This window comes from Streptomyces sp. NPDC001843 (genome assembly GCF_042891955.1).
GTDB lineage: Bacteria > Actinomycetota > Actinomycetes > Streptomycetales > Streptomycetaceae > Streptomyces.
Window position 1 is genome coordinate 12,542 of record NZ_JBIATQ010000020.1, and the last position, 24,449, is coordinate 36,990.

Below are 24,449 nucleotides of genomic sequence, written 5' to 3' on the forward strand. Positions count from 1 at the left end.
GCGGCTCAGCCGACCTTGATCTCGTTGTACACGGGGACGCTGAACGGGTTGAGGGCCACGTGGGACAGCCGCTCGGAGTAGCCGGCGCTGCCGTTCTGGTACCAGAGGGGGATGGCGGCCATGTGGTCCCTGACGACCTCCTCGGCCTGCTGGAAGGTCCGCACCGCCGTGGCGGTGTCGGTCTCGGCGTTGGCCCGGTCGACGAGCTGGTCGAAGTCCTTGTTCGACCACTTGCCGTCGTTGGAGGAGGCGCCGGTGTAGTAGAGCGGCTGGAGGAAGTTCTGGATGAGCGGGTAGTCCATCTGCCAGCCGGCGCGGAACGGCCCCGACATCTTGTGCTGGGTGATCTGGTTGCGGAAGTCGGCGAAGGTGCCGACCGGGTTGCCGACGCAGGCCTTGTCGTTGCCGAGCGCGTTGTTGATGGAGTTGCACACCGCGTCCACCCACATCCTGTGCGAGCCGGTGTCGGCGTTGTAGGTGATCCTGACCTGTCCACCCGGGAGCCCGCCGCCCTCCTGGACCAGCTTCTTGGCCTCGGCGGGGTTGTAGTCGCAGGCGTCCCCGCACAGCCCGTCCTGGAAGCCGCCGTCCGCGCCGAGGACGGGCGAGGTCCAGTCGGTGGCCGGGGTGCGGGTCTTCTGGAAGATCGTGTCGGTGATCTGCCTGCGGTTGATCGCCATGGACAGGCCCTTGCGGACCTTCTCCGAGCCGCTCCTGTCCCAGTCCTTGTCGTAGTAGGGGAAGGCGAGGGTCTGGATGATGCCGGCGGGGTTGTTGATGTAGCGGTCGCCGAGGTCGTTCCTGACGTTCTTCAGCTGGGCGGCGGGTACGTCGTCGACCAGGTCGAGGTTGCCGGCCAGCAGGTCGGTGTAGGCGGTGTCGCTGTCCGTGTAGACCCTGAGGTCCACGCCGTCGTTCTGTGCCTTGTCCGGGCCGGGGTAGCCGTCCCACTTCCGCAGGGACATCTGCGCCCCTCTGGTGTACGAGTCGACGGCGTACGGCCCGTTGCCCACCGGTTTGGCCAGCCAGGCCGCGTGGTCGGAGAAGAACGCCCGGGGCAGCGGCGCGAACGCCGGGTAGCCCAGGGTGTCGGGGAAGCTGGAGAACTTCTGGGCGAGCTTCACGGTGAACGTCCGGTCGTCGACGATCTTGAGACCGGAGAGCGTGTCGGCGCTCTGTGAGCCGCTGTCCGGGTGGACCTTGTCGTAGCCCTGGATGTAGCCGAAGAAGTAGGCGTTCCGCTGGTTGTTCCTCAGGCTCGCACCGTAGTTCCAGGCGTCGACGAAGGACTTGGCGGTCACCTTCTCCCCGTTGGAGAAGGTCCAGCCGTCCTTGACCGTGATCGTGAAGTTCCGCGAGTCCGAGCTGTCGATCCGCTCGGCGAGCATGTCCTGGGCCGCGCCGGTCTTCGGGTCGTACTTCTTCAGGCCCCGGAAGATCATGTCGAGGACCTTGCCGCCCTGCACCTCGTTGGTGTTGGCCGGCTCCAGGGGGTTCTGCGGGTCGCCCCAGGAGGAACTGAGCACCGCGCCGTCGCTGCTGCCGCTGGCGCTGCCCCCGCAGCCCGTCGCGGCGAGCGCCACCACCGCCGCGCAGGCGGCCCGTAGGGCGTGCGTGGGTACGCGCATGGGCCGTCTCCTCCGTGGATTCCGGTCACTTACCGGTCCATATCAACAGATAAGCCTCACAACGGCTGTCTGACCCACCGTCATGAACCCTTTAGGGGGACAGAGCATCCGGATGCCCACAGCCCCGAATAGGTGGTTTCGGTGATCGCACACGGGGCACGCAATGGATCTCCGCGTAACGATGCCGAAACGTTGGATTGCGACCGGTCGATGTACGTATTTCGACACACAGGTGTCCGCATATCGAACTGATTGACCCGTTCGCCCCTTTGGTCCGATGTGAAGCACGGTTCGATCACAGCGCGCTACCCGCGTAGCTACGGAATGGTCAAGTACGGGCAAATAAGGTAAAGAGAAAGCCAAGCCGCCCGAGAATTTATTGACCTTGAATGAATTGCGTTGAAAAAGTCCGGCGTAGCCCGTAGGGGAGTGCCCTGCGGAGTCATCAGACCCTCCCTGGGCCAGGAGCACCATGACCCCCCCAACTCCATCTGCGGCTGCCCCGCTCGAGGTGACCGACGAGACTGTCGAGAAGTCGACCACTTCTCCCGACTCGAAGGGCAACGCGAGCCGGTCCCCGGGACAGCTGGCTTGGCTTCGTTTCAAGCGGGACCGCACCGGCGTGATCTCGGCGTTCATCGTGATCTTCTTCTTCGTGGTCGCGCTGGCCGCCCCGCTCATAGCGAAGGTGTACGGGAAGAACCCGTACGACACGTACGGGCTCAACACGCCCGGGCTGCTGGGCGACAACGGCTTCCCGGTGAAGGCGAACGGCGGCATCGACGGCGAGTTCTGGTTCGGCATCGACCCCCAGCTCGGCCGCGACGTCTTCACCTTCCTGCTCTACGCGATCCGGAACTCGCTGCTGCTGTCCACCGCTATCACGCTCCTCGTCGTGGTCCTCGGTGTGGTGGTCGGCGTGACCGCCGGCTACGTCGGCGGCAAGACGGACTGGTTCCTCGGCCGGGTCATCGACATCCTGCTCGCCTTCCCGCAGCAGCTGTTCTTCGTGGCCTTCACCCCCGTGGTGCTCGCGCTGTTCGTGTCAAGCCAAGAGAACACGCCCACCAGCCTCATCGTGGTCACCATGATCCTGCTGCTCACCGCCTTCGGCTGGGCCTCCATCGCCCGACTGCTGCGCGGTCAGGTACTGGCCCTGCGCGAACGGGAGTTCGTCGAGGCTGCCAAGGTCACGGGCGCGTCTCCGGCACGCATCATCTTCAAGGAGCTGCTGCCCAACCTCTGGACGCCGATCCTGATCCAGGCGACGCTCACCCTGCCCCTGATGGTCACGACGGAGGCGGGCCTGGCCTTCCTCGGCGTCGGTCTTCAGGACCCGACCCCCGACTGGGGCGTCATGATCGGGAACGCCGCCAAGTACTACCAGGACGACATCACGTACCTGCTCTTCCCGGGTCTCACGATGGTGATCTTCGTCCTGGCGTTCAACCTCCTCGGCGACTCGGTACGGGACGCGCTCGACCCGAAGACCAAGCGCTGATCCGGCCCTCTTCAGGACCCCGGCAACGCCGCCGGGGTGCCGGACCCTCTCATCAACCCAATTCCAAGGCAGGATTGCGATGTCCTTCTCGCGCAGAAACTTCCTGATAGCCACCGGTGTCGCCGCTGCGGCGGGCTCCGTGCTGACCGCGTGCAGCAGCGGTGACTCCAACAGCAACGGCGGTGGCAAGCAGGAGGCCGCCAAGGCCCACACGGCCACGGTCAAGATCGGCACCGCGGAGGACTCCAAGGGCCCGGCTCCGGAGGTCTCCGGTGCGAAGAAGGGCGGCAAGGTCTACCTGCTGAACGACGACGACTTCTCGCACCTCGACCCGCAGCGCATCTACTACGCGTGGAACTCGCTGGCCGCGATGGTCCTCTCCCGTTGCCTCACCGGCTACAAGGTCGCCGACAACGGCGACATGACCCTGGTCGGTGACCTCGCCACCGACGTGGGCACCATGAAGGACGGCGGCAAGACCTGGTCCTTCACCCTGAAGGACGGCATCAAGTGGGAGGACGGCACGGACATCACCGTCGACGACGTCCGTCACGGCTTCGAGCGTGCCTTCGCCAGCTTCATCACCGAGGGCGCCATCTACGTCCAGACGTGGCTGACGGGCACCTCGAACTACCGCAAGTCGTACCCCGGCCCCTACAAGGGCAAGCACCTGAAGTCGATCGAGACGAGCGGGAAGACCATCACCTTCCACCTCTCCGAGCCGCGTCCGGACTTCAACTACGTCGTCGCGATGCACTCCTACGCGCCGACCCCGGTGAAGAAGGACACCAAGCAGGACTACGACAAGAAGCCCGTCTCCAGCGGTCCTTACAAGGTCAAGTCGCACGTCACCGACAAGTCGATGGTCCTGGTCCGCAACGAGCACTGGGACGCGAGCACGGACCCGATCCGCAACGCCTACCCGGACGAGTTCGACTTCACCTTCGGCATCGAGCCGCTGACGGCCGCCGACCGTCTGCTCGCCGACTCCGGCAACGACCAGTACGCCGTCTCCTGGCGCACGGTCCCGCAGGAGCGCATCCAGAAGGCCACCACCGAGGCCAAGGACCGCTACTTCGAGGGTCTGAGCAGCGGCGTCAGCGTCTACTTCATCAACACCACGCGGATGACGGACAAGTCCGTCCGCGAGGCGCTCATCAAGGCCTGGCCGACGGCCGGCATCCGCCAGGTGCAGGGCGGCATCCACCGCGGTGAGTACGCGACCGGCTTCATGAGCCCGCTCGTCGCCGGCTACAAGTCGCAGGACGTCTGGGGCAAGCTGAAGAACCCGGCGGGCGACCCGAAGGCCGCCAAGGCGATGCTGAAGAAGGCCGGCAAGCTCGGCACCAAGGTCGTCTACGCCTACCAGCAGGACGACACCCAGGCCAAGATCAAGGTCGTCATCGAGAACGCCCTGAAGGAGGCCGGCTTCGACGTCGTCACCAAGGGCATCGACTCCACCACCTGGTACGACCAGACGGGCAAGATCGACAACCCGTACGACGTCTACTGGGGCGGCTGGTCCGCGGACTGGCCGACCGGTTACTCGGTCTTCCAGCCGACGTTCGACAGCAAGGTCATCGCCGACGGTGCGCAGAACTACTCGCACCTGAAGGACCCGGCCGTGGACGCCGCGATCAAGGCCGCCACCCTGGAGACCGACCAGACCAAGGCCAACGCCATGTGGGGTGCCCTGGACAAGCAGGTCACGGAGACCGCCTCGTTCATCCCCGACGTCTACATGAAGCGCCTGTACCTCCACGGTTCCAAGCTCGGCAACGTCAAGATGGACCCGCAGTTCGACGGCTGCATGCTCTACAAGATGTACGTCAAGGCCTGATCAATCACCTGAGAGGTGGGGCGGCCGCCGGCCGCCCCACCCTCGGCTCGTCCACCGGGTCCCCGGTGACCCCGGCCCGGCCCGTTCCGTACGACGGCCCTCCCAGGAAAGCCAACCCCCATGCTTCGCTTCCTCGTCCGCCGAATCCTCGGCGCCGTGATCACGCTGTTCATCATCAGCGCGATCACGTTCATGCTCTTCTACGCGGTGCCGCGCGACCCCGCCCGGATCGCCTGCGGCAAGCTCTGCACGACGGAGACGCTCAACCTGATCAAGCACAACATGGGGATCTCGGACCCGCTGCCGGTCCAGTACTGGCACTGGCTGCAGGCGATCTTCGTCGGACGGGACTTCACCGGCTTCGGCCACTGCAACGCGCCCTGCCTGGGCTACTCCTTCGTCAACCGCGAGCCGGTCCTGGCGACGGTCCTGGACCGCTTCCCGACGACGCTCTCCCTGGCCGTCGGCTCCTCGGTGGTCTTCCTCATCTTCGGCATCGGCACCGGCATGCTCGCCGCGGTGAAGCAGGGCAAGGCGGTCGACAAGATCGCCAGCTCCTCGTCGCTGATCGCCTCGTCGATGCAGATCTACTTCGTGGGCCCGGTCGCCCTGTACTTCCTCGTCTACCAGTGGCACGTGCTGGACCAGCCGGCGTACAACAACTTCACCGACAACCCCGGCACCTGGTTCACCGGACTGCTCGTGCCCTGGCTGGTCCTGGCGCTGATCTGGACCGCCAACTACACCCGTATGACCCGCTCCCAGCTGGTCGAGACGCTCAGCGAGGACTACGTCCGCACCGCCCGCGCCAAGGGCATGTCCAGCCGCAACGTCTTCTTCCGCTTCGCCTGGCGCGGCGCGATGGGTCCGATCGTCACCATCTTCGGCATCGACATGGGCGTCCTGCTCGGCGGTGCGATGATCACCGAGAAGACCTTCAGCCTCCAGGGCCTGGGCATGCTCGCGGTGAAGTCCGTGTTCACCAACGACCTGCCCATGCTCCTCGGCGTCATGGTCCTCACCGCCTCCTTCGTGGTCATCGCCAACATCGTCGTCGACGCCTGCTACGCCTTGATCGACCCGCGGATCCGGCTCGCCTGACCCCGCCCGCCCCCGACAGCAACCCCGCATCACCCCCCTCTGGAGCGTCCCCGTGACGAGCACCGATTCGCAGCCCTTCCTGTCCGTCAAGGACCTGAAGGTGCACTTCTCGACCGAGGACGGCACCGTCAAGGCCGTCGACGGCCTCTCCTTCGACCTCATGCGGGGCAAGACCCTCGGCATCGTGGGTGAGTCGGGGTCCGGCAAGTCGGTCACCAACCTGACCATCCTGGGCCTGCACAACCCGGACAGCACCCAGGTCGAGGGTTCCATCGAGCTGGACGGCCAGGAACTGAACGGCGCCCCGGAGAGGACGCTGGAGACGCTCCGAGGCAACAAGATGGCGATGATCTTCCAGGACGCCCTGGCCTCGCTGTCGCCGTACCACACCATCGGCGCCCAGATCGCCGAGGTGTACCGCAAGCACAAGGGCGCCTCGAAGAAGGCCGCCCGGGAGCGGGCGATCGAGATGCTCCGGCGGGTGGGCATCCCCCAGCCGGAGGTCCGGGTCGACGACTACCCGCACCAGTTCTCCGGCGGTATGCGCCAGCGCGCGATGATCGCCATGGCGCTGGTCTGCGACCCCGAGCTGCTGATCGCCGACGAGCCGACCACGGCCCTCGACGTGACCGTTCAGGCCCAGATCATGGACCTGCTCAAGGACCTCCAGCGGGAGTTCGGCACCGCGATCATCTTCATCACCCACGACCTGGGCGTCATCGCGGACATCGCGGACGACGTGCTGGTGATGTACGGCGGCCGGTGCGTGGAGCGCGGGACGAAGGAGGAGGTGCTGCGCTCGCCGCAGCACCCCTACACCTGGGGTCTGCTGGGCTCCATGCCGAGTCTGGACGGCCCCGTCGACGTGCCGCTGAACCCGATCCCGGGCTCGCCGCCCTCACTGCTGAACCCGCCCTCCGGCTGCCGCTTCCACCCGCGCTGCGCCTTCGCCGACAAGGTGGAGGGCAACCGGTGCTCGACCGAGCGCCCGCTGCTGGAGATCGTGGACGGCCGCGGCAACGCCTGCCACCTGACCGACGACCAGCGCCGCGAGTTCCTCGCCGACCTTGCCGCCAGCAAGGCCATCTGACGTACACGAGACGGGATTTCACCACCATGAGCAGCACCACTCCCCTCCTGGACGTCTCCGGGCTGACCAAGCACTTCCCGATCAAGGGCGGTTTCCCGATCCGTCGAACGGTCGGCGCGGTCCAGGCCGTCGACGGGCTCGACTTCCAGGTCTCCGAGGGCGAGAGCCTGGGCCTGGTCGGCGAGTCGGGCTGCGGCAAGTCGACGACGGGCCGGCTGATCACCCGCCTGCTGGAGCCGACCGCCGGCAAGATCTCCTACCGCGGCCAGGACATCACGCACGCGGGCCGCAAGGAGCTCGCGCCGATCCGATCCGAGATCCAGATGATCTTCCAGGACCCGTACGCCTCCCTGAACCCGAGGCACACGGTCGGCAAGATCATCGCGGGCCCGATGGAGATCAACGACATCAACCCGGCCGGCGGTCGCGAGAAGCGCGTCCGCGAGCTGCTGGAGATCGTGGGTCTCAACCCCGAGCACTACAACCGGTTCCCGCACGAGTTCTCGGGCGGTCAGCGCCAGCGCATCGGTGTGGCGCGGGCGTTGGCGCTGGATCCCAAGCTGATCGTGGCCGACGAGCCGGTGTCGGCGCTCGACGTGTCCATCCAGGCGCAGGTCGTGAACCTCCTGCAGAAGGTGCAGAAGGAACTCGGCATCGCGTTCGTCTTCATCGCGCACGACCTGGCGATCGTGCGGCACTTCTCGCAGCGCGTGGCGGTGATGTACCTCGGCAAGATCGTCGAGATCGCCGACCGCGAGGACTTGTACGGCAACCCGCGCCACCCCTACACCCGGGCCCTGCTGTCCGCCGTGCCCGAGGCGACGGTGGACGAGGACGCCCCGGGCCGGGAGCGCATCCGGCTCACCGGCGACGTGCCGTCCCCGATCAACCCGCCCTCCGGCTGCCGCTTCCGCACCCGCTGCTGGAAGGCGACGGAGAAGTGCGCGACGGAGGCCCCGCCGCTGGTCCAGGTCGAGGGCAACAAGCCGGGCCACATGACGGCCTGCCACTACCCGGAGACGGCGGACACCGTCCCGGCGCCCCGCCTCGCCAAGGACGCCGAGACGGCGGGCTGACGACACCCCCTTTTCCCAGCGGACGAAGGCCCGTGCCTCCCCAGGCACGGGCCTTCGCCGTGTCCCAGGCCCTGTCAGGCCGACGCGGTGACCGCTCCGCCGAGGTGACGGGCAAAGAACCGGACCGCGCTGTCGGCCTCGAACCGGGGCAGCTCCTTGTGCCTGCCCGAGTTCACGTGCAGCGACTTCTCCTTCGAGGCGAAGGCGTCGAACAGCGCGAGACCCTCCTCGCGGGAGATGTGCTCGTCGTCCCACTGCATGTCGTACTCGATCGGGACGGTGATCCGCTTCGCCTTCTCGGCCAGGACGTCGGGCCAGTGCTGGCCGAAGACCGCGGCTGTGATCCGGGGTTCGACCGCCACCAGCGGTATGCCGATCGCGGTGCCCATGTTGATGCCCCAGTAGCCGACCGGCCCGTCGGTGCCGATCTCCTCGAGCTCCTGGAGGGCGTCCAGGAGCGCCAGGTACTCGGGGACGGCCTGTTCCGCCAGGTGGGCGTTGTAGCGGACGACGACCGGGCCCTCTGGCTCGCCGGCCGCCCTGGCCCGGAACAGTTCGGCGATCTCCGCCTCGTCGTGCTCCGTGCGCGGCCGGTCGCCGTGACCCGGCGCGTCGATGACCGCGACGTGGAAGCCGCAGCCGGTCACCAGGAGCCGGGCCCGGCCGGACATCGCCGGGTGCTTCTTGTGGTTGCCGCCGCCGTGGCCCATCAGGACCAGGGGGGCGCGACCGGTGGCGCCGGAGGCCGGGGACCAGAGGACGCCGGGGACGTCGCCCAGGGTGAAGTCGCGCTCGACGATGCCGTTCGAGAACGACTCGGCGGTGAACTTGAGAGAGGACACAGGTGTTGCCTTTCGGGAGTGCCTTGTTGTCGAGGCGCTCCCGGCGACACCTACGTCAGTCGCCGGCCGTGACGGGAAGGGGGAGCACCCACGTCGATACAGCGTTCATGGGTCTCACCTCCTGCGACGGTGTCACGGACAGCTGGAAGCTATCAGGTTGATCAACTGGTCTGCCAGGCTTTTTCCCTGACACAGGATCACTCCGCATCCTCCGGCGCCGTCAGTGCCGGGTCCAGGACGATGTCCTCGTCGCGTGCCCCGGTCGTGGGCTCCTCCGGGAAGTGGCAGGCCGTGAGGTGGCCGGGGGCGTTGCCGGTGATCTGGACCAGTGGCGGCTCCTCGGCCGCGCACTTGTCCTGGGCCTTCCAGCAACGGGTGCGGAAACGGCAGCCGGACGGCGGGGAGATGGGGGACGGGACGTCACCGGCCAGGCGGATGCGTTCACGCCCGCCCGACTCCTCGCCCGTCAGGTCCACTTCGGGAACCGCCGACAGCAACGCGTGCGTGTAGGGGTGCCGGGGCCGGGCGTAGATCGAGTCCCGGTCGCCGACCTCGATGATCTTGCCGAGGTACATCACCGCCACCCGCTGCGAGAAGTGGCGGACCACGGCCAGGTCATGGGCGATGAAGAGGAAAGCGATGCCCAGTTCCCGCTGCACCTCCTGGAGCAGGTTGACCACCTGCGCCTGGATCGAGACGTCGAGGGCCGACACCGGCTCGTCGGCGACGATCAGCTTGGGCTCCAGCGCCAGGGCCCGTGCCACGCCGATGCGCTGGCGCTGGCCGCCGCTGAACTCGTGCGGGAAACGGTTGTAGTGCTCGGGATTCAGACCCACGATCTCCAGCAGCTCACGGACCCGCTTCTCGCGCCCGCCCTCCGGCTCGATCCCGTTGATCTCCATCGGGTTGGTGATGATCCGGCCCACGGTCTGCCGCGGGTTCAGCGACGAGTAGGGGTCCTGGAAGATCATCTGGATCTCGGACCGGATCGGGGCCAACTGCCTGCGCGTGGCGTGGCTGATCTCCTTGCCGCGGTACGAGATCGTCCCGCTGGTCGGCTCCAGCAGCCGCGTGATGAGCCGGCCCGTCGTCGACTTGCCGCAGCCCGACTCCCCCACCAGGCCGAAGCTCTCCCCGACCCGTACCGTCAGGTCGATGCCGTCCACGGCCTGGACATGACCCACCGTCCGCCGGATCGGGAACCCGCCCTTGACCGGGAAGTGCTTGGTCAGCCCGGTGACCTCCAGCAGGGGTTCCCCGTCCGCCCCGGCGGCCGACTCCCGCGGGGCAGGAAGGACCAGGTCTTCTCTCATGCCGGTGTCCTCCAATGCCTAGAGCCCTAGCCCAGCCGGGGCTTGATCTCGTCGATGAAGATGGCGCGCTTCTGCTCCGCCGTCAGGTGGCAGGCCGAGGCCCGGTCCGGCCCCAGCAATGGGCGTTCCCCGACGCACCGGCCGCTACCCGCCACCCGGTCCTGGAACGCGCAGCGGGGGTGGAAGCGGCAGCCCGGGGGCGGGGCGAGCAGTGAGGGCGGGGTGCCGGGGATCGGTGACAGCGGTGCGCCGGGGTCCGAATCGAGGCGCGGCATGGAGTTCAGCAGGCCCCAGGTGTAGGGGTGTCGGGGCGCACGCAGTACCTGGTCCGTGGCTCCTCGTTCGATGGCGCTGCCCGCGTACATCACCATGATGTCGTCGGCCATGTCGGCGATGACCCCGAGGTCGTGCGTGATGAAGATGATCGCCGATCCGAACTCGCTCTGGAGGTCCCCCAGCAGATCGAGGATCTGGGCCTGCACGGTCACGTCCAGTGCGGTGGTCGGCTCGTCGGCGATCAGCAGGTCCGGGTCGCACACCAGCGCCATGGCGATCATCGCGCGCTGGCGCATGCCGCCGGAGAACTGGTGCGGGTAGTCCTTCGCCCGCTGCCGGGGGTGGGGGATGCCGACCCGGCCGAGCATCTCCACCGCCCGCTCCCAGGCCGCCTTCTTGGAGACGCCCATGTGCTTCATGTACGGCTCGGCGATCTGACGGCCCACCGTGTAGTACGGGGACAGCGCGGTCAGCGGGTCCTGGAAGATCATCGCGACCTTGTTGCCGCGCAGCTTCTCCAGTTCGGACTCCCGGGCGGTCGTCAACTCCTGTCCGTCGAGCAGGATCTCGCCCTCGACGGTGGTGAACATCGGGTTGTGCAGGCCCAGGATCGTCAGGTTCGTCACCGACTTCCCCGAGCCGGACTCCCCCACGATCCCCAGTGTGCGCCCTCTTTCGAGGTCGAAGGAGAGTCCGTCGACGGCCCGGACGATCCCGTCCTCGGTCCGGAAGCTGACGTGCAGGTCGCGCACCGACAGGAAGACGCCCGCGTCGGCGGGGACGGGGGCTCCCGCCTCCTTGGTCACAGTGTTCACGGCAGTGGCTCCATTTCGTGGCCTAGGAGAGCCGCACGCGCGGGTCGATGAAGGCGTAGCAGGCGTCGACGACGATGTTGCACAGCAGGATCATGGTGGCCGAGAACAGCATGACCCCCAGCAGCAGAGGCAGGTCGCTGAAGAACACCGACTCCACGGCGAGCCGGCCGAGCCCCGGAAGGCCGAAGGTGTACTCGGTGATGATGGCGCCGCCCAGCAGGGAGCCGAGGTCGATGCCGAAGATGGTGACGATGGGGATCAGCGAGCCGCGCCAGGCGTAGCGGAAGAAGACGTACCGGCGGGACATGCCCTTCGCGCGGGCGGTCCGTACGTGCTCCTCCTGGAGCTGCTCGATCATCGAGGAGCGTGCCATACGGGTGTACTGCGAGGCGAAGATCGTCGACAGCACCACCCAGGGCAGGATCAGTCCGGTGAACCAGCTGACCGGGTCGGCGGTGAGGTCGTTGTAGGCCGGCTTGTCGAGGAGGTGGGTGTGGTAGACGAGGATCGCCAGGGCCAGGGGGCCCAGGAAGTAGATCTGCATCGAGCTGACCACCATCGCCCCGGCCGTGAAGCTCTTGTCGATCAGTGTGCCGCGCTTCCAGGCGGCGACCAGGCCGGTGCCGAGACCGAGGATCAGGAAGCAGACGGCGCCGCCGATGGTGAGGGAGACGGTGGTGGGCAGCCGGTCCATCAGGGTGGGCCAGACCTGCTCGTTCGTGTGGTACGAGTAGCCGAAGCAGGGCGCCGGGCAGGGCCCCTGGGCGAAGTCGTGGCTGCCCAGCACGACGTTGTGCAGGAAGATCCCGTACTGCTCCGGGATCGGCTTGTCGAGGCCGAGGACGTGGTGGATGTTCTGGAGGTTGGCAGGCGTGCATCCCTTGCCGCACATCAGCAGTGCGGGGTCGCGCGGCATTCCGAAGAACAGCAGGAACGTGACGATGCTCAGCAGGAAGAGGATGACGAGCGCGCCGAGCGACCGGCGGACGAGGAAGCGCAGCATGGCAGTGGCAGCTCTCAGGCGTCGGCGGACCGGGCGGTGTCCGGCGTGCCCGCGGCGAGACGGGCGGACGCCGGGCACCGGTCGGGCGGGGGCTACTTGACGTACAGGCGACGCGGGTCGATGCCGGCGATGACGTCGTCGTAGGCGAGGCCGCCGATCCCGGAGCCGGCGATCTGGACCTGCTTGAAGTAGCCGGTCGGTACGACGTTGATGACGTCCTTCACGAGGTACTTGTCGAGCTTCTCCCACTCGGCCGCGGCCTTGACCGGGTCGGTGATCCCGTTGATGCGGTCGATCTCGCTGTTGACCTTCGGGTCGTTGATCTGCGAGTAGTTCGACGCGCCGTCGGCGATCGTCCGACCGTCGTACAGCGGCCCGATCACGGTCGAGGCGGACGGCCAGTCGGCGGACCAGTTGGTGTTGAAGATGTCGTAGTTGTTCTTGATCTTGCCGACCTGGTCGTAGTACGACTCGGCCGGGATCTCCTGGCGCTGGACGTCGAAGCCGGCCCTCTTCAGCCCTGCCGCCATGGCGGTGGAGTACGACTGTCCTTCCTGGGAGTTGATGTAACCGAAGGTCAGCTTCATGCCGACCTTGCCGGCCTCCTGGAGGAGCTTCTTGGCCTTGTCCGGGTCACCGGCCGGCTTCTTCTTCCTGCCCCAGGGGTCGAAGCCCGGGTCGTAGCCGCTGACGGTCGGGCCGATGAGGCCGCCGGGGAGCTCCATGGCGTCGGCGCCGCCGTAGGCGCGCTGGAACGCGGAGACGGGCAGGGCGTACGCGATGGCCTCGCGGACCTTCTTGTCCTTCATCGCCGGGTGGCTGAGGTTGATGTTCATCTGGCCGACGAACGGCTGGTAGCCCCTGACCGTGCGGGACTTCATCCTCGGGTCGCCGAGCACCTTGGCCAGGTTGCCCGCGTCGACCGAGTTCTGGAAGCTGACGGAGGTCCGGTCGCCGCCGCTGTCCGCGATGAGCGCCTTCGTGGAGTCCTCGTACTGCTGGTTGAACGTGATGTCGAACCGGTCGACGTACTGGTGCCGGAGCGGGTCCGTCTTCGGGTCCCACTGGGGGTTCTTCACGAGCACCATCGACTTGCCGGACTTGAACGACTGGATCTTGTAGGGCCCGGTCACCAGCGGCTTCCTGTCGTATTTCTCCTTGGTGTCGCCCTTCTGGGAGACGATCGAGTAGCCCACCAGGCCCAGGGCGTACGGCAGGTCGGGGTGTGCCGTCCTGAAGTGGAAGACGACGGTCTTCTCGTCCGGCGTCTCGAGGACGCTGCTCGGCAGGTGCTTGCCCTTGTACGGGCCGTCAGGCAGCAGCTTGCGGTAGTCGGCGCCCGGGGTGTCGGCCAGCCACTGCTGGATGTAGGCCGGGCCCGTGTTGATGAAGGGCGCGAACAGGCGCTCGAAGGTCTGGCGGACGTCCTTGGACGTGATCGGCGAGCCGTCCTCGAACTTGATGCCGTCCTTGAGCGTGTACTTCCAGGTCTTGCCGCCGTCCGTGGTGGTGCCGGCGTCGGTGGCGAGGTCGCCGACGACCTCGTGGCTGGAGCCGTCGTCGCTGGTGGCCTTGTAGCCGGTGAGCCCTCTGTGGAAGAGCTGGGCGACCTGGCTCTCGTTCGATACGTAGATCTGGGCCGGGTCCAGGTGGGCCAGGCTGTCGCGGTTCGGCACGCTGATGGTGCCGCCGTTCCTGGCGCCCGGTACCGCGGGGGCCGGGCCCTGGGAGTCCACGGCGTCGCCGAACTTGATGGACGCCTGCTGGCGCTTGGCGTTCTCCTGGTCCTGCTTCCTGTTGTCGCCGGTGTGGCTGCCGCCCTTGCTGCAGCCGGCCAGCACGAGTGTCCCGGCCGCGAGCACCGACAGTGCGGCGTATGCGCGGCGTCCGCCCTTGCTCATCACTCGGTTTCCACCCATCTGTGTGTCAACAGTGCGAAGGAAGTGCCATGCGTTGCCCGGGCGAGGACGCCCACAACTCGTAGGTCAGCGAGCGGTCTTGGGGTCGAAGGCGTCTCTGACCGAGTCCCCGAGCAGGTTGAACGCGACGATGAAGACGATCATCGAGATGCCGGGGAAGAACATGTAGGTGATGTCGTTCTGCATGACGAGTTCGGTGGACGCCTTGGCGAACATCTGGCCCCAGTCCGGCGTCGGTTCGACGATGCCCACGCCCAGGTAGGACAGCCCGGCCTCGGCGGTGACGAAGTTGGGGAGCAAGTACGTCGACTGCACCAGCAGCGGTGTGACGACGTTGGGCAGGACCTCCTTGCGGATGATCCACCACGGGGAGGCGCCGCTGACCTTGGCCGCTTCGATGAACTCCCGCTCGCGCAGGACGAGTGAGGTGCCGCGCAGGATGCGGGCGAGGCTCATCCAGCCCAGGAACCACTGGACGAGGATCAGGGCGACCACCCGGACGTAGGTCGGGGTCTCGTCCCGGGGGCTGACGAACAGGGAGACCACGACCGGCATGCTCGCGATGAAGAACAGCTGGGCAGGGAAGGCGAGCAGGAAGTCGATCAGCCGGCCGATGGCGAAGTCGGCCCTCCCGCCCAGGTAGCCGGCGGCGACGCCGAGCAGGATCCCGGTCACGACGACCGCGACGGTGACCGCGACCGAGATCATCAGCGAGGTGCGGATGCCGTAGAGGAGCTTGGTGAAGACGTCGTAGCCGTTGCCGGGTTCGAGGCCGAACCAGAACTCGCCGCTGATGCCGCCGTTGGGCCGCACCGGCACACCCGCGCTGTCGAAGAGCTCGGGGCGTTCGTCCGCGTAGACCGTGTACGGGTCCTTGCCGTACAGCTTGGAGATCAGTGGGGCGAGCAGCCCGATCAGGAAGAAGAAGCCGACGACACAGGCCGAGATCACTCCCGTCCGGTCGCGCTTGTAGCGGATCCACATCATCTGGCCGGGGGACCGGCCGGCTAACTCGGCGGCGCCGGGTTTCGTCTGCGGCCCTGGTGCACCGTCGACGACGACCGGTGGCCCGCCCTCGATGTCGGTAGAACTGGTCACGGTTCGATGCCCCCCGCCTCCGCACAGTGACCTCACTATCTGGCATGCGGCAGACGGCGACCACCGTCAAGTGAATTTCGGTTCGGTCACGACTGACGCCTAGACCATTGAAAAGAAGCCCGGGTGCCCCCATAGGGGCACCCGGGCTTCGGGCTGTGTGCCGACGGGTCGTCAGCCGTGCTTGGCGCGGCTGGCGGCGCGGGCCCGGTCGCGGGCGTCCAGGTTGACCTTGCGGATGCGGACGGCCTCCGGGGTCACCTCGACGCACTCGTCGTCGCGGCAGAACTCCAGCGACTGCTCGAGCGACAGCTTGCGCGGCGGCACGATCGACTCGGCCACGTCGGCCGTCGAGGACCGCATGTTGGTGAGCTTCTTCTCCTTGGTGATGTTGACGTCCATGTCGTCGGAGCGGGAGTTCTCGCCGACGATCATGCCCTCGTACACCTCGGTGCCGGGCTCCACGAACAGCACACCGCGCTCCTGCAGGTTCGTCATCGCGAACGCGGTGACGGCACCGGCGCGGTCGGCGACCAGCGAGCCGTTGTTACGGGTCTGCAGGGTGCCGAACCAGGGCTCGAAGCCCTCGTGGATGGAGTGGCCGATGCCCGTGCCGCGGGTCTGGGTCAGGAACTCGGTGCGGAAGCCGATCAGACCGCGCGAGGGCACGACGAACTCCATGCGCACCCAGCCGGAGCCGTGGTTCGACATGTTGTCCATGCGGCCCTTGCGGACGCCCATGAGCTGCGTGACCGCGCCCATGTGCTCCTCGGGCACGTCGATCGTCATGCGCTCGACCGGCTCGTAGACCTTGCCGTCGACGTCCTTGGTGACGACCTGCGGCTTGCCGACCGTCAGCTCGTAGCCCTCCCGGCGCATGGTCTCGACCAGGATGGCGAGCGCCAGCTCACCGCGGCCCTGGACCTCCCAGGCGTCCGGACGCTCGGTCTCCAGCACCCGGAGGGAGACGTTGCCGATCAGCTCGCGGTCCAGGCGGTCCTTGACCTGACGGGCGGTGACCTTGCGGTCCTTGACGGCCGCCTTCGCGTCGGCGCCCTTGCCGGTGCCGCCGCGGCCGACCAGCGGGGAGGTGTTGGTGCCGATGGTCATCGAGATCGCGGGCTCGTCGACCGTGATCAGCGGGAGCGGGACCGGGTTCTCGGTGTCGGCGAGGGTCTCGCCGATCATGATGTCCGGGATGCCGGCGACGGCGCAGATGTCACCGGGGCCGGCCTTCTCGGCGGGCTTGCGGGTGAGCGCCTCGGTCATCATCAGTTCGCTGATGCGGACGTTGCTGATCGACCCGTCGCGCTTGATCCACGCGACCGTCTGGCCCTTGCGCAGCTCGCCCTGCTCGACGCGCAGCAGCGCGATACGGCCGAGGAAGTTGTCGGCGTCCAGGTTGGTGACGTGGGCCTGGAGCGGGGCGGCCTCGTCGTAGGTCGGGGCCGGGATGTGCTCCAGGATCGTGGAGAAGAACGGCTCCAGGCTGGTGGAGTCGGCCGGGACGGTGCCGTCCTCCGGCTTGGTCAGCGAGGCGACGCCGTCACGGCCGCAGGCGTAGACGATCGGGAACTCGATCTGCTCCTCGTCCGCGTCCAGGTCGAGGAAGAGGTCGTAGGTCTCGTTGACGACCTCGTCGATGCGGGAGTCCGGCCGGTCCGTCTTGTTGATGCACAGGATGACGGGCAGGCGCTGCTGGAGGGCCTTGCGCAGCACGAAGCGGGTCTGCGGGAGCGGGCCCTCGGAGGCGTCGACGAGCAGCACGACACCGTCGACCATCGACAGACCGCGCTCGACCTCGCCGCCGAAGTCGGCGTGGCCGGGGGTGTCGATGATGTTGATCGTGATCGGGTCCCCGCCGTCCTTGGGGTGGTACTTCACCGCCGTGTTCTTGGCGAGGATCGTGATGCCCTTCTCACGCTCCAGGTCGTTCGAGTCCATCATGCGGTCGTCCACCGAATCGAGCTGGTGGGCGGCGAAGGCACCGGCCTGCTTCAGCATGCCGTCGACGATGGTGGTCTTGCCGTGGTCGACGTGGGCGACGATGGCGACGTTGCGGATGTCGTGGCGCGTGGCCATAGGTTGCCGTACTCCCGGAGTGTGAGGATCGCCCTGCGCGGACGTCTGTCTTGCGCGGGCCCTGCCGGGCTGGACACGCCACGGCCACACCCCATGGTACGGGGCTCTCGGGGGGTTCGGGGTTGCGGGTACGTCTATGCAGCTCAGGCCTGTGATGGGCGTCCAGATGACCTACCCAGGGGCGCGGGGAACGGCGCGACAAGCCCCCACGCACCCGCACCCGACCAAGGCGCCCGCCCCCTACTCCTTGGTCGCCCTCGCAGAGGCACTCGCACTCGCAGATGCACTCGCCTTACCGCCGGAGGCCTTCGCTCCCTTCTTCAGGAAGCCCATGTCCTCGTAGATCGGAGTCTGGAAGCCGAAGGCACCGGCGTTCGCCAGGGCTTTGCGGACGCCGACGAGCTGGGGCCGCTGGTAGAGGGGGATCGAGGCGGCGGCCGCCCAGATCCGGGAGTCGGCCTCGCGGATCAGGTCCCGGGCCTCGTCGTCGTCCAGCGTGGCGGCGGCCTGGTCGAAGAGCTGGTCGACCTGGTCGGTGCCGACCCGGGTGTAGTTCTGCTCGACGTTCAGGGAGCCGTCGGCGGCCGCGACCGGCTTGGCGTAGATCGGGCGGGCGTCGGTGGCGGGGAAGGGGGTGGACGGCCAGGAGTACAGGGCGAGGTCGTACTGGCCGGAGGCGACGTGGTCCTTGAAGAAGCTGTCGTCCGGGACCTTCGTGATGTCGGTGCGGATGCCGACCTTGCGCAGCATCTGCGAGATCCGGTCGGCGACCGTGCGCAGGGCCTCGGAGCCGGGGCCCGAGGGGATCACGAAGCGCAGGATCAGCGCCTTGCCGTTCTTGGCGAGCGCTCCGGCCGCGGCGCCCGCGGGGGCGGCGGTGCCCTGGGGGGCGTACGCGCCCTGCGCGCCGCCCTGCTTGCCGGTGTGCTGCCTGCCGTCCTGCGCGAGGTGCTTGTCGCCCCCGTCGCTCCCGGTGTGGTCCTGGTGGTCGCGGACGTCCTTGTTGTCCTCGCCGACGATGTACGCGCCGTCGTCGCCGCCCTGCGACTCGTCGCCCTTCTTGCGCTCGGGGCCGGCCGCCTTGTCGGCCTTCTTCTGTTCCTTGACCGGCCCGCCGAGCACCCACCCGGCGTCCGCGAGCAGCGCCTGCGCCGCGGCGGTGTCCTGGCCGCCGAGGACGCCGCTGCTGTCGGTGTAGCCGGCCTCACCGGCCAGGGCGAGGTGGCTGCCGACGGGGGCGGCGGGCAGGCCGAGGGGGCCGAGGACGGCCTTGGCGAGCTCCGCACGGTCGATGGCGTGGGCGACGGCGCGGCGGACCCGCTCGTCGGCGAGGGGGCCCTCGGAGCCGTTGAGGGCGAGCTGGGTGTAGGCGGGCTCCAGGGACTTGCGGACCTCGAAGTCGCGCAGCCCCTGCTGCCGGCGCAGATACGTGGTGACGGACTCGCGGAGCTTCTTCGCGGCGGTGCGCCCCGGGCCCATCAGGGGCGTGCCAGTGCCCTTGGCGCGGGTGGCCAGGTCGATGCGCTGGGCCTCGGCGGGGTCGACGTCGGCGAGGTCCACCTTGCCGTCGGCGAGCGCGGCGGCGCGCTTGTCGCGGGGTACGGCGTGCAGCACGATCTCGGACAGCTTGGCGGGGTGGCCCCACCAGCGGGGGTTGCGGGTGAGGACGACGTCCTTCTTCGCGGTGTCGACGTCCTTGACCTTGAAGGGGCCGGCGGTGACCTTGAGCTTGCGGCGGGCTCCGTCGTTGAAGGCGTCGGGGGTGCCCATGACGTCCTTCGGGTACAGCGGGGAGAACAGCGACTTCCAGTCGGCGTAGGGGCGGCTGAAGGTGACCCGGACCTCGAGGTCGTTGGCGCCGCGTTCGATCTTGGCGATGCGGTCGTATCCGGCGTTGCGGGCGGTCCAGTAGGCGCTGTCCTTGCCGGACAGGGCACGCCACTGGGCGGCGAAGTCGGCGGCACCGATCTCACGGCCGTCACTCCAGACGGCCTGCTGGTTGAGCCGGTACAGGACGACCTGGCGGGGTTCGGTCTCGACGACCTTGGCGGACTCCAGGTAGTCGGGGTTGCGCACCGGGCGGCCCTTGGCGTCGAGGCGGAACATCGACGGCAGGACCGCCTGCGCGACCCGGGTGGTGCCGGAGTCGGCGTCGGCCTGGAAGGTGTTCAGGGTCTCCGGCACGTCGTCCACGGCCCAGCGCAGGGTGCCGCCGTCGGCGACCTGGGCGCGGGCCACGGGGGCGATGTCCTGCCCGGCCAGCGGGGTGCTCGCCTCTTCGTCGGAACCACAGCCGGCGATGAGGGGCACCGCGAGTGCGCCCGCGGTGAGGAAGGCGACCGAGCGCATGGCCGCGCGCAGTCCGACGCCGTCGTGGGACATCTCTGCTTACCTCCGGGAGCCGCGGGGGTTATGATCACGTTTGTCGGTATATGGAGCTGATCAGATCTATGCACCCACTGAAGAGGAAAGGATCCGGCAACAGACGGCGACACAGCGGCCGCGCGCAGTAAGCCCACCCGTGCGGCGCAACACACCCGCAGGACGCACCCGCACGCCCCCGGCCAATCGGTGCACGTCTCTTCACATCACGAGGTGTGACGCGCAACACTCGCAGGCGCATGAACGTTGCCGCAGAGCCCGCGGGACCCGTGGAAGTGAGGGCAAGTCATGTCCGTGCACGACGAATTGACGTCAGTCCAGCGCTGCCTAGACGACCTCTACCGGTCGCTGGGACGGCTGGAGAAGCAGCTCGGCAGCAGTGGCCTGGAGATCCGCCGGGTCCGGACGGACGCCAACCACCTGCGCGAGAGCGTGGCGCTGCTGCGCGACGCGGCGGCGGCTCCGGCCGCTGCCAACCGGCCCGACCTCGTCACCATCTCCGACACCCCGTACGACGTCACCCTGTGGACGGACTCGGACGACGAGGGTCTCGGCGCCCGCGACCGGCACGCACCCTGACCCGACCGGAGCCGATGGAAGCGGAGCCCTGCTTTGGCCACTGGTACGGAATCCCAACCCGACAGCGGCGGCGTACGCACCCGCACGCGCGCCGCGATCGCCGCCCCGCACCTGCGGACCGACCGCTGGTGGCTGGCCCCTGCCGTCACCGCGGCCGGCCTGTTCGCCTTCGTCGTCTACTCGACGTGGCGGGCGTTCGCCAACGCGGACTACTACGCGGCGCCGTACGTCTCGCCCTTCTACTCCCCCTGTCTGGCGGAGAACTGCCGGACCATGCACGCGGGCCCGAACGCCGACGTCTTCGGGGGCTGGTGGGGCGTCTCCCCCGCGATCATCATCCTGATCTTCCCGCTCGGCTTCCGCCTGACCTGCTACTACTACCGCAAGGCGTACTACCGCAGCTTCTGGGCGTCGCCGCCGGCCTGCGCCGTGGCCGAACCGCACCGCGGCTACACCGGTGAGACGCGCTTCCCGCTGATCCTGCAGAACCTGCACCGGTACTTCTTCTACGCCGCCCTGCTGGTCGCCGGGGTGCTCACCTACGACACCGCGCTGTCCTTCCGCGACCCGCACTACCGCTGGGGCCACATGGGCCTCGGCACCCTCGTCTTCCTGGCGAACATCGTGCTGATCTGGGCGTACACGATCTCCTGCCACTCCTGCCGGCACATCGTCGGCGGCAAGCTCAAACACTTCTCCCGGCATCCCGTCCGCTACCGGATGTGGCAGTTCGTGGGACGGCTGAACGCCCGCCACATGCAGCTCGCCTGGGCATCGCTGGTGAGCGTGGCGCTCGCCGACTTCTACGTCTACCTGGTCGCGTCCGGGGTCTTCGACGATCCGCGCTTCTTCTAGCTGAGTGAGGCTTTCTGATGTCCGTGGTCGACCGTCAGGAGTGGGACGTCGTCGTGGTCGGCGCGGGCGGCGCCGGACTGCGGGCCGCCATCGAGGCACGTGAGCGGGGTGCCCGTACGGCGGTGATCTGCAAGTCGCTGTTCGGCAAGGCGCACACGGTGATGGCCGAGGGCGGCATCGCCGCGGCGATGGCCAACGCCAACGAGCACGACAACTGGCAGGTCCACTTCCGCGACACCATGCGCGGCGGCAAGTTCCTCAACCAGTGGCGGATGGCCGAGCTGCACGCCCAGGAGGCACCGGACCGGGTGTGGGAGCTGGAGACCTGGGGCGCCCTGTTCGACCGTACGAAGGACGGCCGGATCTCGCAGCGCAACTTCGGCGGCCACGAGTACCCGCGCCTCGCACACGTCGGCGACCGCACGGGCCTGGAGCTGATCCGCACCCTGCAGCAGAAGATCGTCGCGCTCCAGCAGGAGGACCACCGGGAGACCGGGGACTACGAGTCCCGGCTGAAGGTGTTCCAGGAGTGCACGGTCACCCGGGTACTCAAAGACGGAACCAGGGTCTCCGGGGTCTTCGCCTACGAGCGTGAGACCGGCCGTTTCTTCGTCCTGGAGGCCCCCGCCGTGGTGATCGCGACCGGCGGCATCGGCAAGTCCTTCAAGGTGACGTCGAACTCGTGGGAGTACACCGGCGACGGGCACGCCCTCGCCCTGCTCGCCGGGGCGCCGCTGCTGAACATGGAGTTCGTGCAGTTCCACCCGACGGGCATGGTCTGGCCGCCGTCGGTGAAGGGCATCCTGGTCACCGAGTCCGTCCGGGGCGACGGCGGGGTGCTCAGGAACTCCGACGGCAAGCGGTTCATGTTCGACTACGTCCCGGACGTCTTCAAGGAGAAGTACGCCGAGTCGGAGGACGAGGCCGACCGCTGGTACGAGGACCCGGACAACAACCGGCGCCCTCCGGAACTCCTCCCCCGCGACGAGGTGGCGCGGGCGATCAACGCGGAGGTGAAGGCGGGCCGCGGCTCCCCGCACGGCGGCGTCTTCCTGGACGTGTCGACGCGGATGCCGGCCGAGGTGATCCGGCGCCGGCTGCCCTCCATGTACCACCAGTTCAAGGAGCTGGCCGACGTCGACATCACGGCGGAGGCGATGGAGGTCGGGCCGACCTGCCACTACGTGATGGGCGGCATCGCGGTCGACTCCGACACGGCGGCGGCGCGCGGGGTGCCGGGGCTGTTCGCGGCCGGTGAGGTCGCGGGCGGCATGCACGGCTCCAACCGGCTCGGCGGCAACTCCCTCTCCGACCTGCTGGTCTTCGGGCGCCGGGCGGGCTGGCACGCCGCCGAGTACACGGCGGCCCTGGCCGCGGCCCGTCCGCCGGTGGACGACACCCAGGTCGACGCGGCGGCGGCGGAGGCGCTGCGGCCCTTCTCGGCCGAGGCCGAGGGCGCGGAACCGGCCGGAGGGCCGCCGGAGAACCCGTACGGCCTCCATCAGGAACTCCAGCAGACGATGAACGACCTGGTCGGCATCATCCGCCGCGAGGGCGAGATGGAGCAGGCGCTGAAGAAGCTCGGGGAACTGCGGGTGCGGGCGCGGCGGGCCGGGGTCGAGGGACACCGGCAGTTCAACCCGGGCTGGCACCTCGCCCTCGACCTGAGGAACATGCTGCTGGTCAGCGAGTGCGTGGCCCGGGCGGCGCTGGAGCGCACGGAGTCGCGCGGCGGGCACACCCGCGAGGACTGCCCGGCGATGGAGCGCGACTGGCGCCGGATCAACCTGCTGTGCCGGCTCACCGACCCCACGGGCGGACTCGCGGCGACGGACCCGGTCCGCGGCCAGATCACGCTCTCCCGGGAGACCACCGATCCCATCCGTCCCGACCTGCTCGCCCTCTTCGAGAAGGAGGAGCTGGTCAAGTACCTCGCCGAAGAGGAGCTGTACGAGTGAGCAGCTACGAGGCCCGCTTCAAGGTGTGGCGGGGTGATGTCGGGGGCGGCGGCCTGGAGGACTTCAAGGTCGAGGTCAACGACGGCGAGGTGGTGCTCGACATCATCCACCGCCTCCAGGCCACCCAGGCGCCGGACCTGGCGGTGCGCTGGAACTGCAAGGCGGGCAAGTGCGGTTCGTGCTCCGCGGAGATCAACGGGCGGCCGAGGCTGATGTGCATGACGCGCATGTCGGTCTTCGACCGCGAGGAGACGATCACCGTCACCCCGCTGCGCGCCTTCCCGGTGATCCGCGACCTGGTGACGGACGTCGGCTTCAACTACCAGAAGGCCAGGGAGGTTCCGGCGTTCGTGCCGCCGCCCGGGCTCGCCCCCGGCGAGTACCGGATGATGCAGGAGGACGTGGACCGGCCGCAGGAGTTCCGCAAGTGCATCGAGTGCTTCCTGTGCCAGGACACCTGCCATGTGGTCCGTGACCACGAGGAGAACAAGACGGCGTTCGCGGGGCCCCGCTTCCTGATGCGGGTCGCGGAGCTGGACATGCATCCCCTGGACGCCGCCGCCGAGGCCGGCCTGGACCGCAAGACGACGGCCCAGGACGAGCACGGTCTCGGCTACTGCAACATCACCAAGTGCTGCACGGAGGTGTGCCCGGAGGGCATCAAGATCACGGACAACGCGCTGATCCCTCTGAAGGAGCGTGCCGTCGACCGCAAGTACGACCCGCTGGTGTGGCTGGGGTCGAAGATCAGGAGGCGGAGTTCGTAGGGGGCAGTGAGGGGGTACGGCCGGGGCGCCGGGCGAGATTCGCCACCAACAGGCTCCCCAGGAACACGAACCAGCCGATGAGCGGGAGGGTGTCGAACCGGGCGCGGAACACCCCGAGGAACATCCACAGGGAGGCACCGACCGCGCCCATCAACTGGCCGTAGCCCCACAGCTTCGGCCGCAGGATCCGGTGCCGGCCCAGCGGGATCACCCAGCCGGTCGTGACGGCCGCGATCCCCAACCCCGCCATCAGCGTCACGAGCAGCGCGCCGACGACCTCCAGGTACATGTGCATGACGATCAGCATCCCACCTGCCGGCGGCCCCG

19 protein-coding genes are annotated in these 24,449 nt (G+C 68.2%); 9 read left to right on the forward strand and 10 right to left on the reverse strand.

From position 1 onward, the window contains the following. Positions 1 to 5: 5 nt before the first annotated feature. Positions 6 to 1,628 carry an ABC transporter substrate-binding protein gene (locus tag ACFYZQ_RS35535; RefSeq protein WP_389157080.1) on the reverse strand — a complete coding sequence of 541 codons (1,623 nt, stop codon included), beginning with the start codon at positions 1,626 to 1,628 and terminating at the stop codon, positions 6 to 8. 472 nt (positions 1,629 to 2,100) lie between these two features. Between ACFYZQ_RS35535 and ACFYZQ_RS35540 the strand changes: the two genes are divergently transcribed. The 5 genes from ACFYZQ_RS35540 to ACFYZQ_RS35560 all read left to right on the forward strand — a co-directional run bounded on the left by ACFYZQ_RS35540 (position 2,101) and on the right by ACFYZQ_RS35560 (position 8,236). Continuing rightward, positions 2,101 to 3,129, forward strand: a complete 1,029-nt coding sequence (locus ACFYZQ_RS35540) for an ABC transporter permease (RefSeq protein WP_389157083.1) — start codon at positions 2,101 to 2,103, stop codon at positions 3,127 to 3,129. A 79-nt stretch (positions 3,130 to 3,208) separates the two neighbouring features. Continuing rightward, positions 3,209 to 4,969 (forward strand): ABC transporter substrate-binding protein, encoded by a 1,761-nt coding sequence (locus tag ACFYZQ_RS35545; RefSeq protein ID WP_389157086.1) that lies wholly within the window; start codon positions 3,209 to 3,211, stop codon positions 4,967 to 4,969. Positions 4,970 to 5,089: 120 nt separating this feature from the next. Beyond that, positions 5,090 to 6,070: an ABC transporter permease gene (locus tag ACFYZQ_RS35550; protein WP_389157089.1), complete on the forward strand. Its 981-nt coding sequence runs from the start codon at positions 5,090 to 5,092 to the stop codon at positions 6,068 to 6,070. Positions 6,071 to 6,122: 52 nt separating this feature from the next. Next, entirely contained in the window at positions 6,123 to 7,160 is a 1,038-nt protein-coding gene (locus tag ACFYZQ_RS35555; protein WP_389157092.1) for an ABC transporter ATP-binding protein, read from the forward strand. A 26-nt stretch (positions 7,161 to 7,186) separates the two neighbouring features. Then, on the forward strand, positions 7,187 to 8,236 hold the full coding sequence (locus ACFYZQ_RS35560; protein ID WP_389157095.1) for an ABC transporter ATP-binding protein: 1,050 nt from the start codon (positions 7,187 to 7,189) through the stop codon (positions 8,234 to 8,236). Between the two features lie 74 nt (positions 8,237 to 8,310). On the opposite strand, the gene ACFYZQ_RS35565 is transcribed toward ACFYZQ_RS35560, so the two are convergent. The 8 genes from ACFYZQ_RS35565 to ACFYZQ_RS35600 form a co-directional block, all read right to left on the reverse strand. Beyond that, positions 8,311 to 9,078 (reverse strand): alpha/beta hydrolase, encoded by a 768-nt coding sequence (locus ACFYZQ_RS35565; protein ID WP_389157098.1) that lies wholly within the window; start codon positions 9,076 to 9,078, stop codon positions 8,311 to 8,313. Between the two features lie 197 nt (positions 9,079 to 9,275). Next, the gene (locus ACFYZQ_RS35570) at positions 9,276 to 10,391 is read right to left on the reverse strand and encodes an ABC transporter ATP-binding protein (protein WP_389157101.1); all 1,116 of its coding nucleotides are present in this window, start codon (positions 10,389 to 10,391) and stop codon (positions 9,276 to 9,278) included. Between the two features lie 26 nt (positions 10,392 to 10,417). Then, entirely contained in the window at positions 10,418 to 11,482 is a 1,065-nt protein-coding gene (locus tag ACFYZQ_RS35575) for an ABC transporter ATP-binding protein (RefSeq protein ID WP_389157104.1), read from the reverse strand. Between the two features lie 22 nt (positions 11,483 to 11,504). Beyond that, positions 11,505 to 12,485 (reverse strand): ABC transporter permease, encoded by a 981-nt coding sequence (locus ACFYZQ_RS35580; RefSeq protein WP_389157107.1) that lies wholly within the window; start codon positions 12,483 to 12,485, stop codon positions 11,505 to 11,507. 92 nt (positions 12,486 to 12,577) lie between these two features. Further along, entirely contained in the window at positions 12,578 to 14,386 is a 1,809-nt protein-coding gene (locus ACFYZQ_RS35585) for an ABC transporter substrate-binding protein (RefSeq protein ID WP_389157110.1), read from the reverse strand. Positions 14,387 to 14,470: 84 nt separating this feature from the next. Then, on the reverse strand, positions 14,471 to 15,502 hold the full coding sequence (locus tag ACFYZQ_RS35590) for an ABC transporter permease (RefSeq protein WP_389157113.1): 1,032 nt from the start codon (positions 15,500 to 15,502) through the stop codon (positions 14,471 to 14,473). 171 nt (positions 15,503 to 15,673) lie between these two features. Further along, positions 15,674 to 17,581, reverse strand: a complete 1,908-nt coding sequence (gene typA, locus ACFYZQ_RS35595; protein WP_389157116.1) for a translational GTPase TypA — start codon at positions 17,579 to 17,581, stop codon at positions 15,674 to 15,676. Between the two features lie 240 nt (positions 17,582 to 17,821). Next, positions 17,822 to 19,963 (reverse strand): ABC transporter family substrate-binding protein, encoded by a 2,142-nt coding sequence (locus ACFYZQ_RS35600; RefSeq protein WP_389157119.1) that lies wholly within the window; start codon positions 19,961 to 19,963, stop codon positions 17,822 to 17,824. 288 nt (positions 19,964 to 20,251) lie between these two features. Here ACFYZQ_RS35600 and ACFYZQ_RS35605 point away from each other — a divergent pair, with 288 nt between their 5' ends. Genes ACFYZQ_RS35605 through ACFYZQ_RS35620 form a run of 4 tightly spaced genes read left to right on the forward strand, consistent with a single transcriptional unit; the run spans position 20,252 to position 24,122 of the window. Next, positions 20,252 to 20,542, forward strand: a complete 291-nt coding sequence (locus tag ACFYZQ_RS35605) for a hypothetical protein (RefSeq protein WP_388792205.1) — start codon at positions 20,252 to 20,254, stop codon at positions 20,540 to 20,542. A gap of 33 nt (positions 20,543 to 20,575) precedes the next feature. Continuing rightward, positions 20,576 to 21,397, forward strand: a complete 822-nt coding sequence (locus ACFYZQ_RS35610; RefSeq protein ID WP_389157122.1) for a hypothetical protein — start codon at positions 20,576 to 20,578, stop codon at positions 21,395 to 21,397. A gap of 17 nt (positions 21,398 to 21,414) precedes the next feature. Then, entirely contained in the window at positions 21,415 to 23,355 is a 1,941-nt protein-coding gene (locus tag ACFYZQ_RS35615; protein WP_389157125.1) for a fumarate reductase/succinate dehydrogenase flavoprotein subunit, read from the forward strand. Beyond that, positions 23,352 to 24,122, forward strand: a complete 771-nt coding sequence (locus ACFYZQ_RS35620) for a succinate dehydrogenase/fumarate reductase iron-sulfur subunit (RefSeq protein WP_389157128.1) — start codon at positions 23,352 to 23,354, stop codon at positions 24,120 to 24,122. Before ACFYZQ_RS35615 ends, ACFYZQ_RS35620 begins: the two co-directional genes overlap by 4 nt. Here the strand turns inward: ACFYZQ_RS35620 and ACFYZQ_RS35625 are convergent. Beyond that, a complete protein-coding gene (locus tag ACFYZQ_RS35625) occupies positions 24,103 to 24,429 on the reverse strand; it encodes a hypothetical protein (protein ID WP_389157131.1) in 327 nt (108 codons plus the stop codon). The genes ACFYZQ_RS35620 and ACFYZQ_RS35625 overlap by 20 nt on opposite strands. Positions 24,430 to 24,449: the final 20 nt, after the last annotated feature.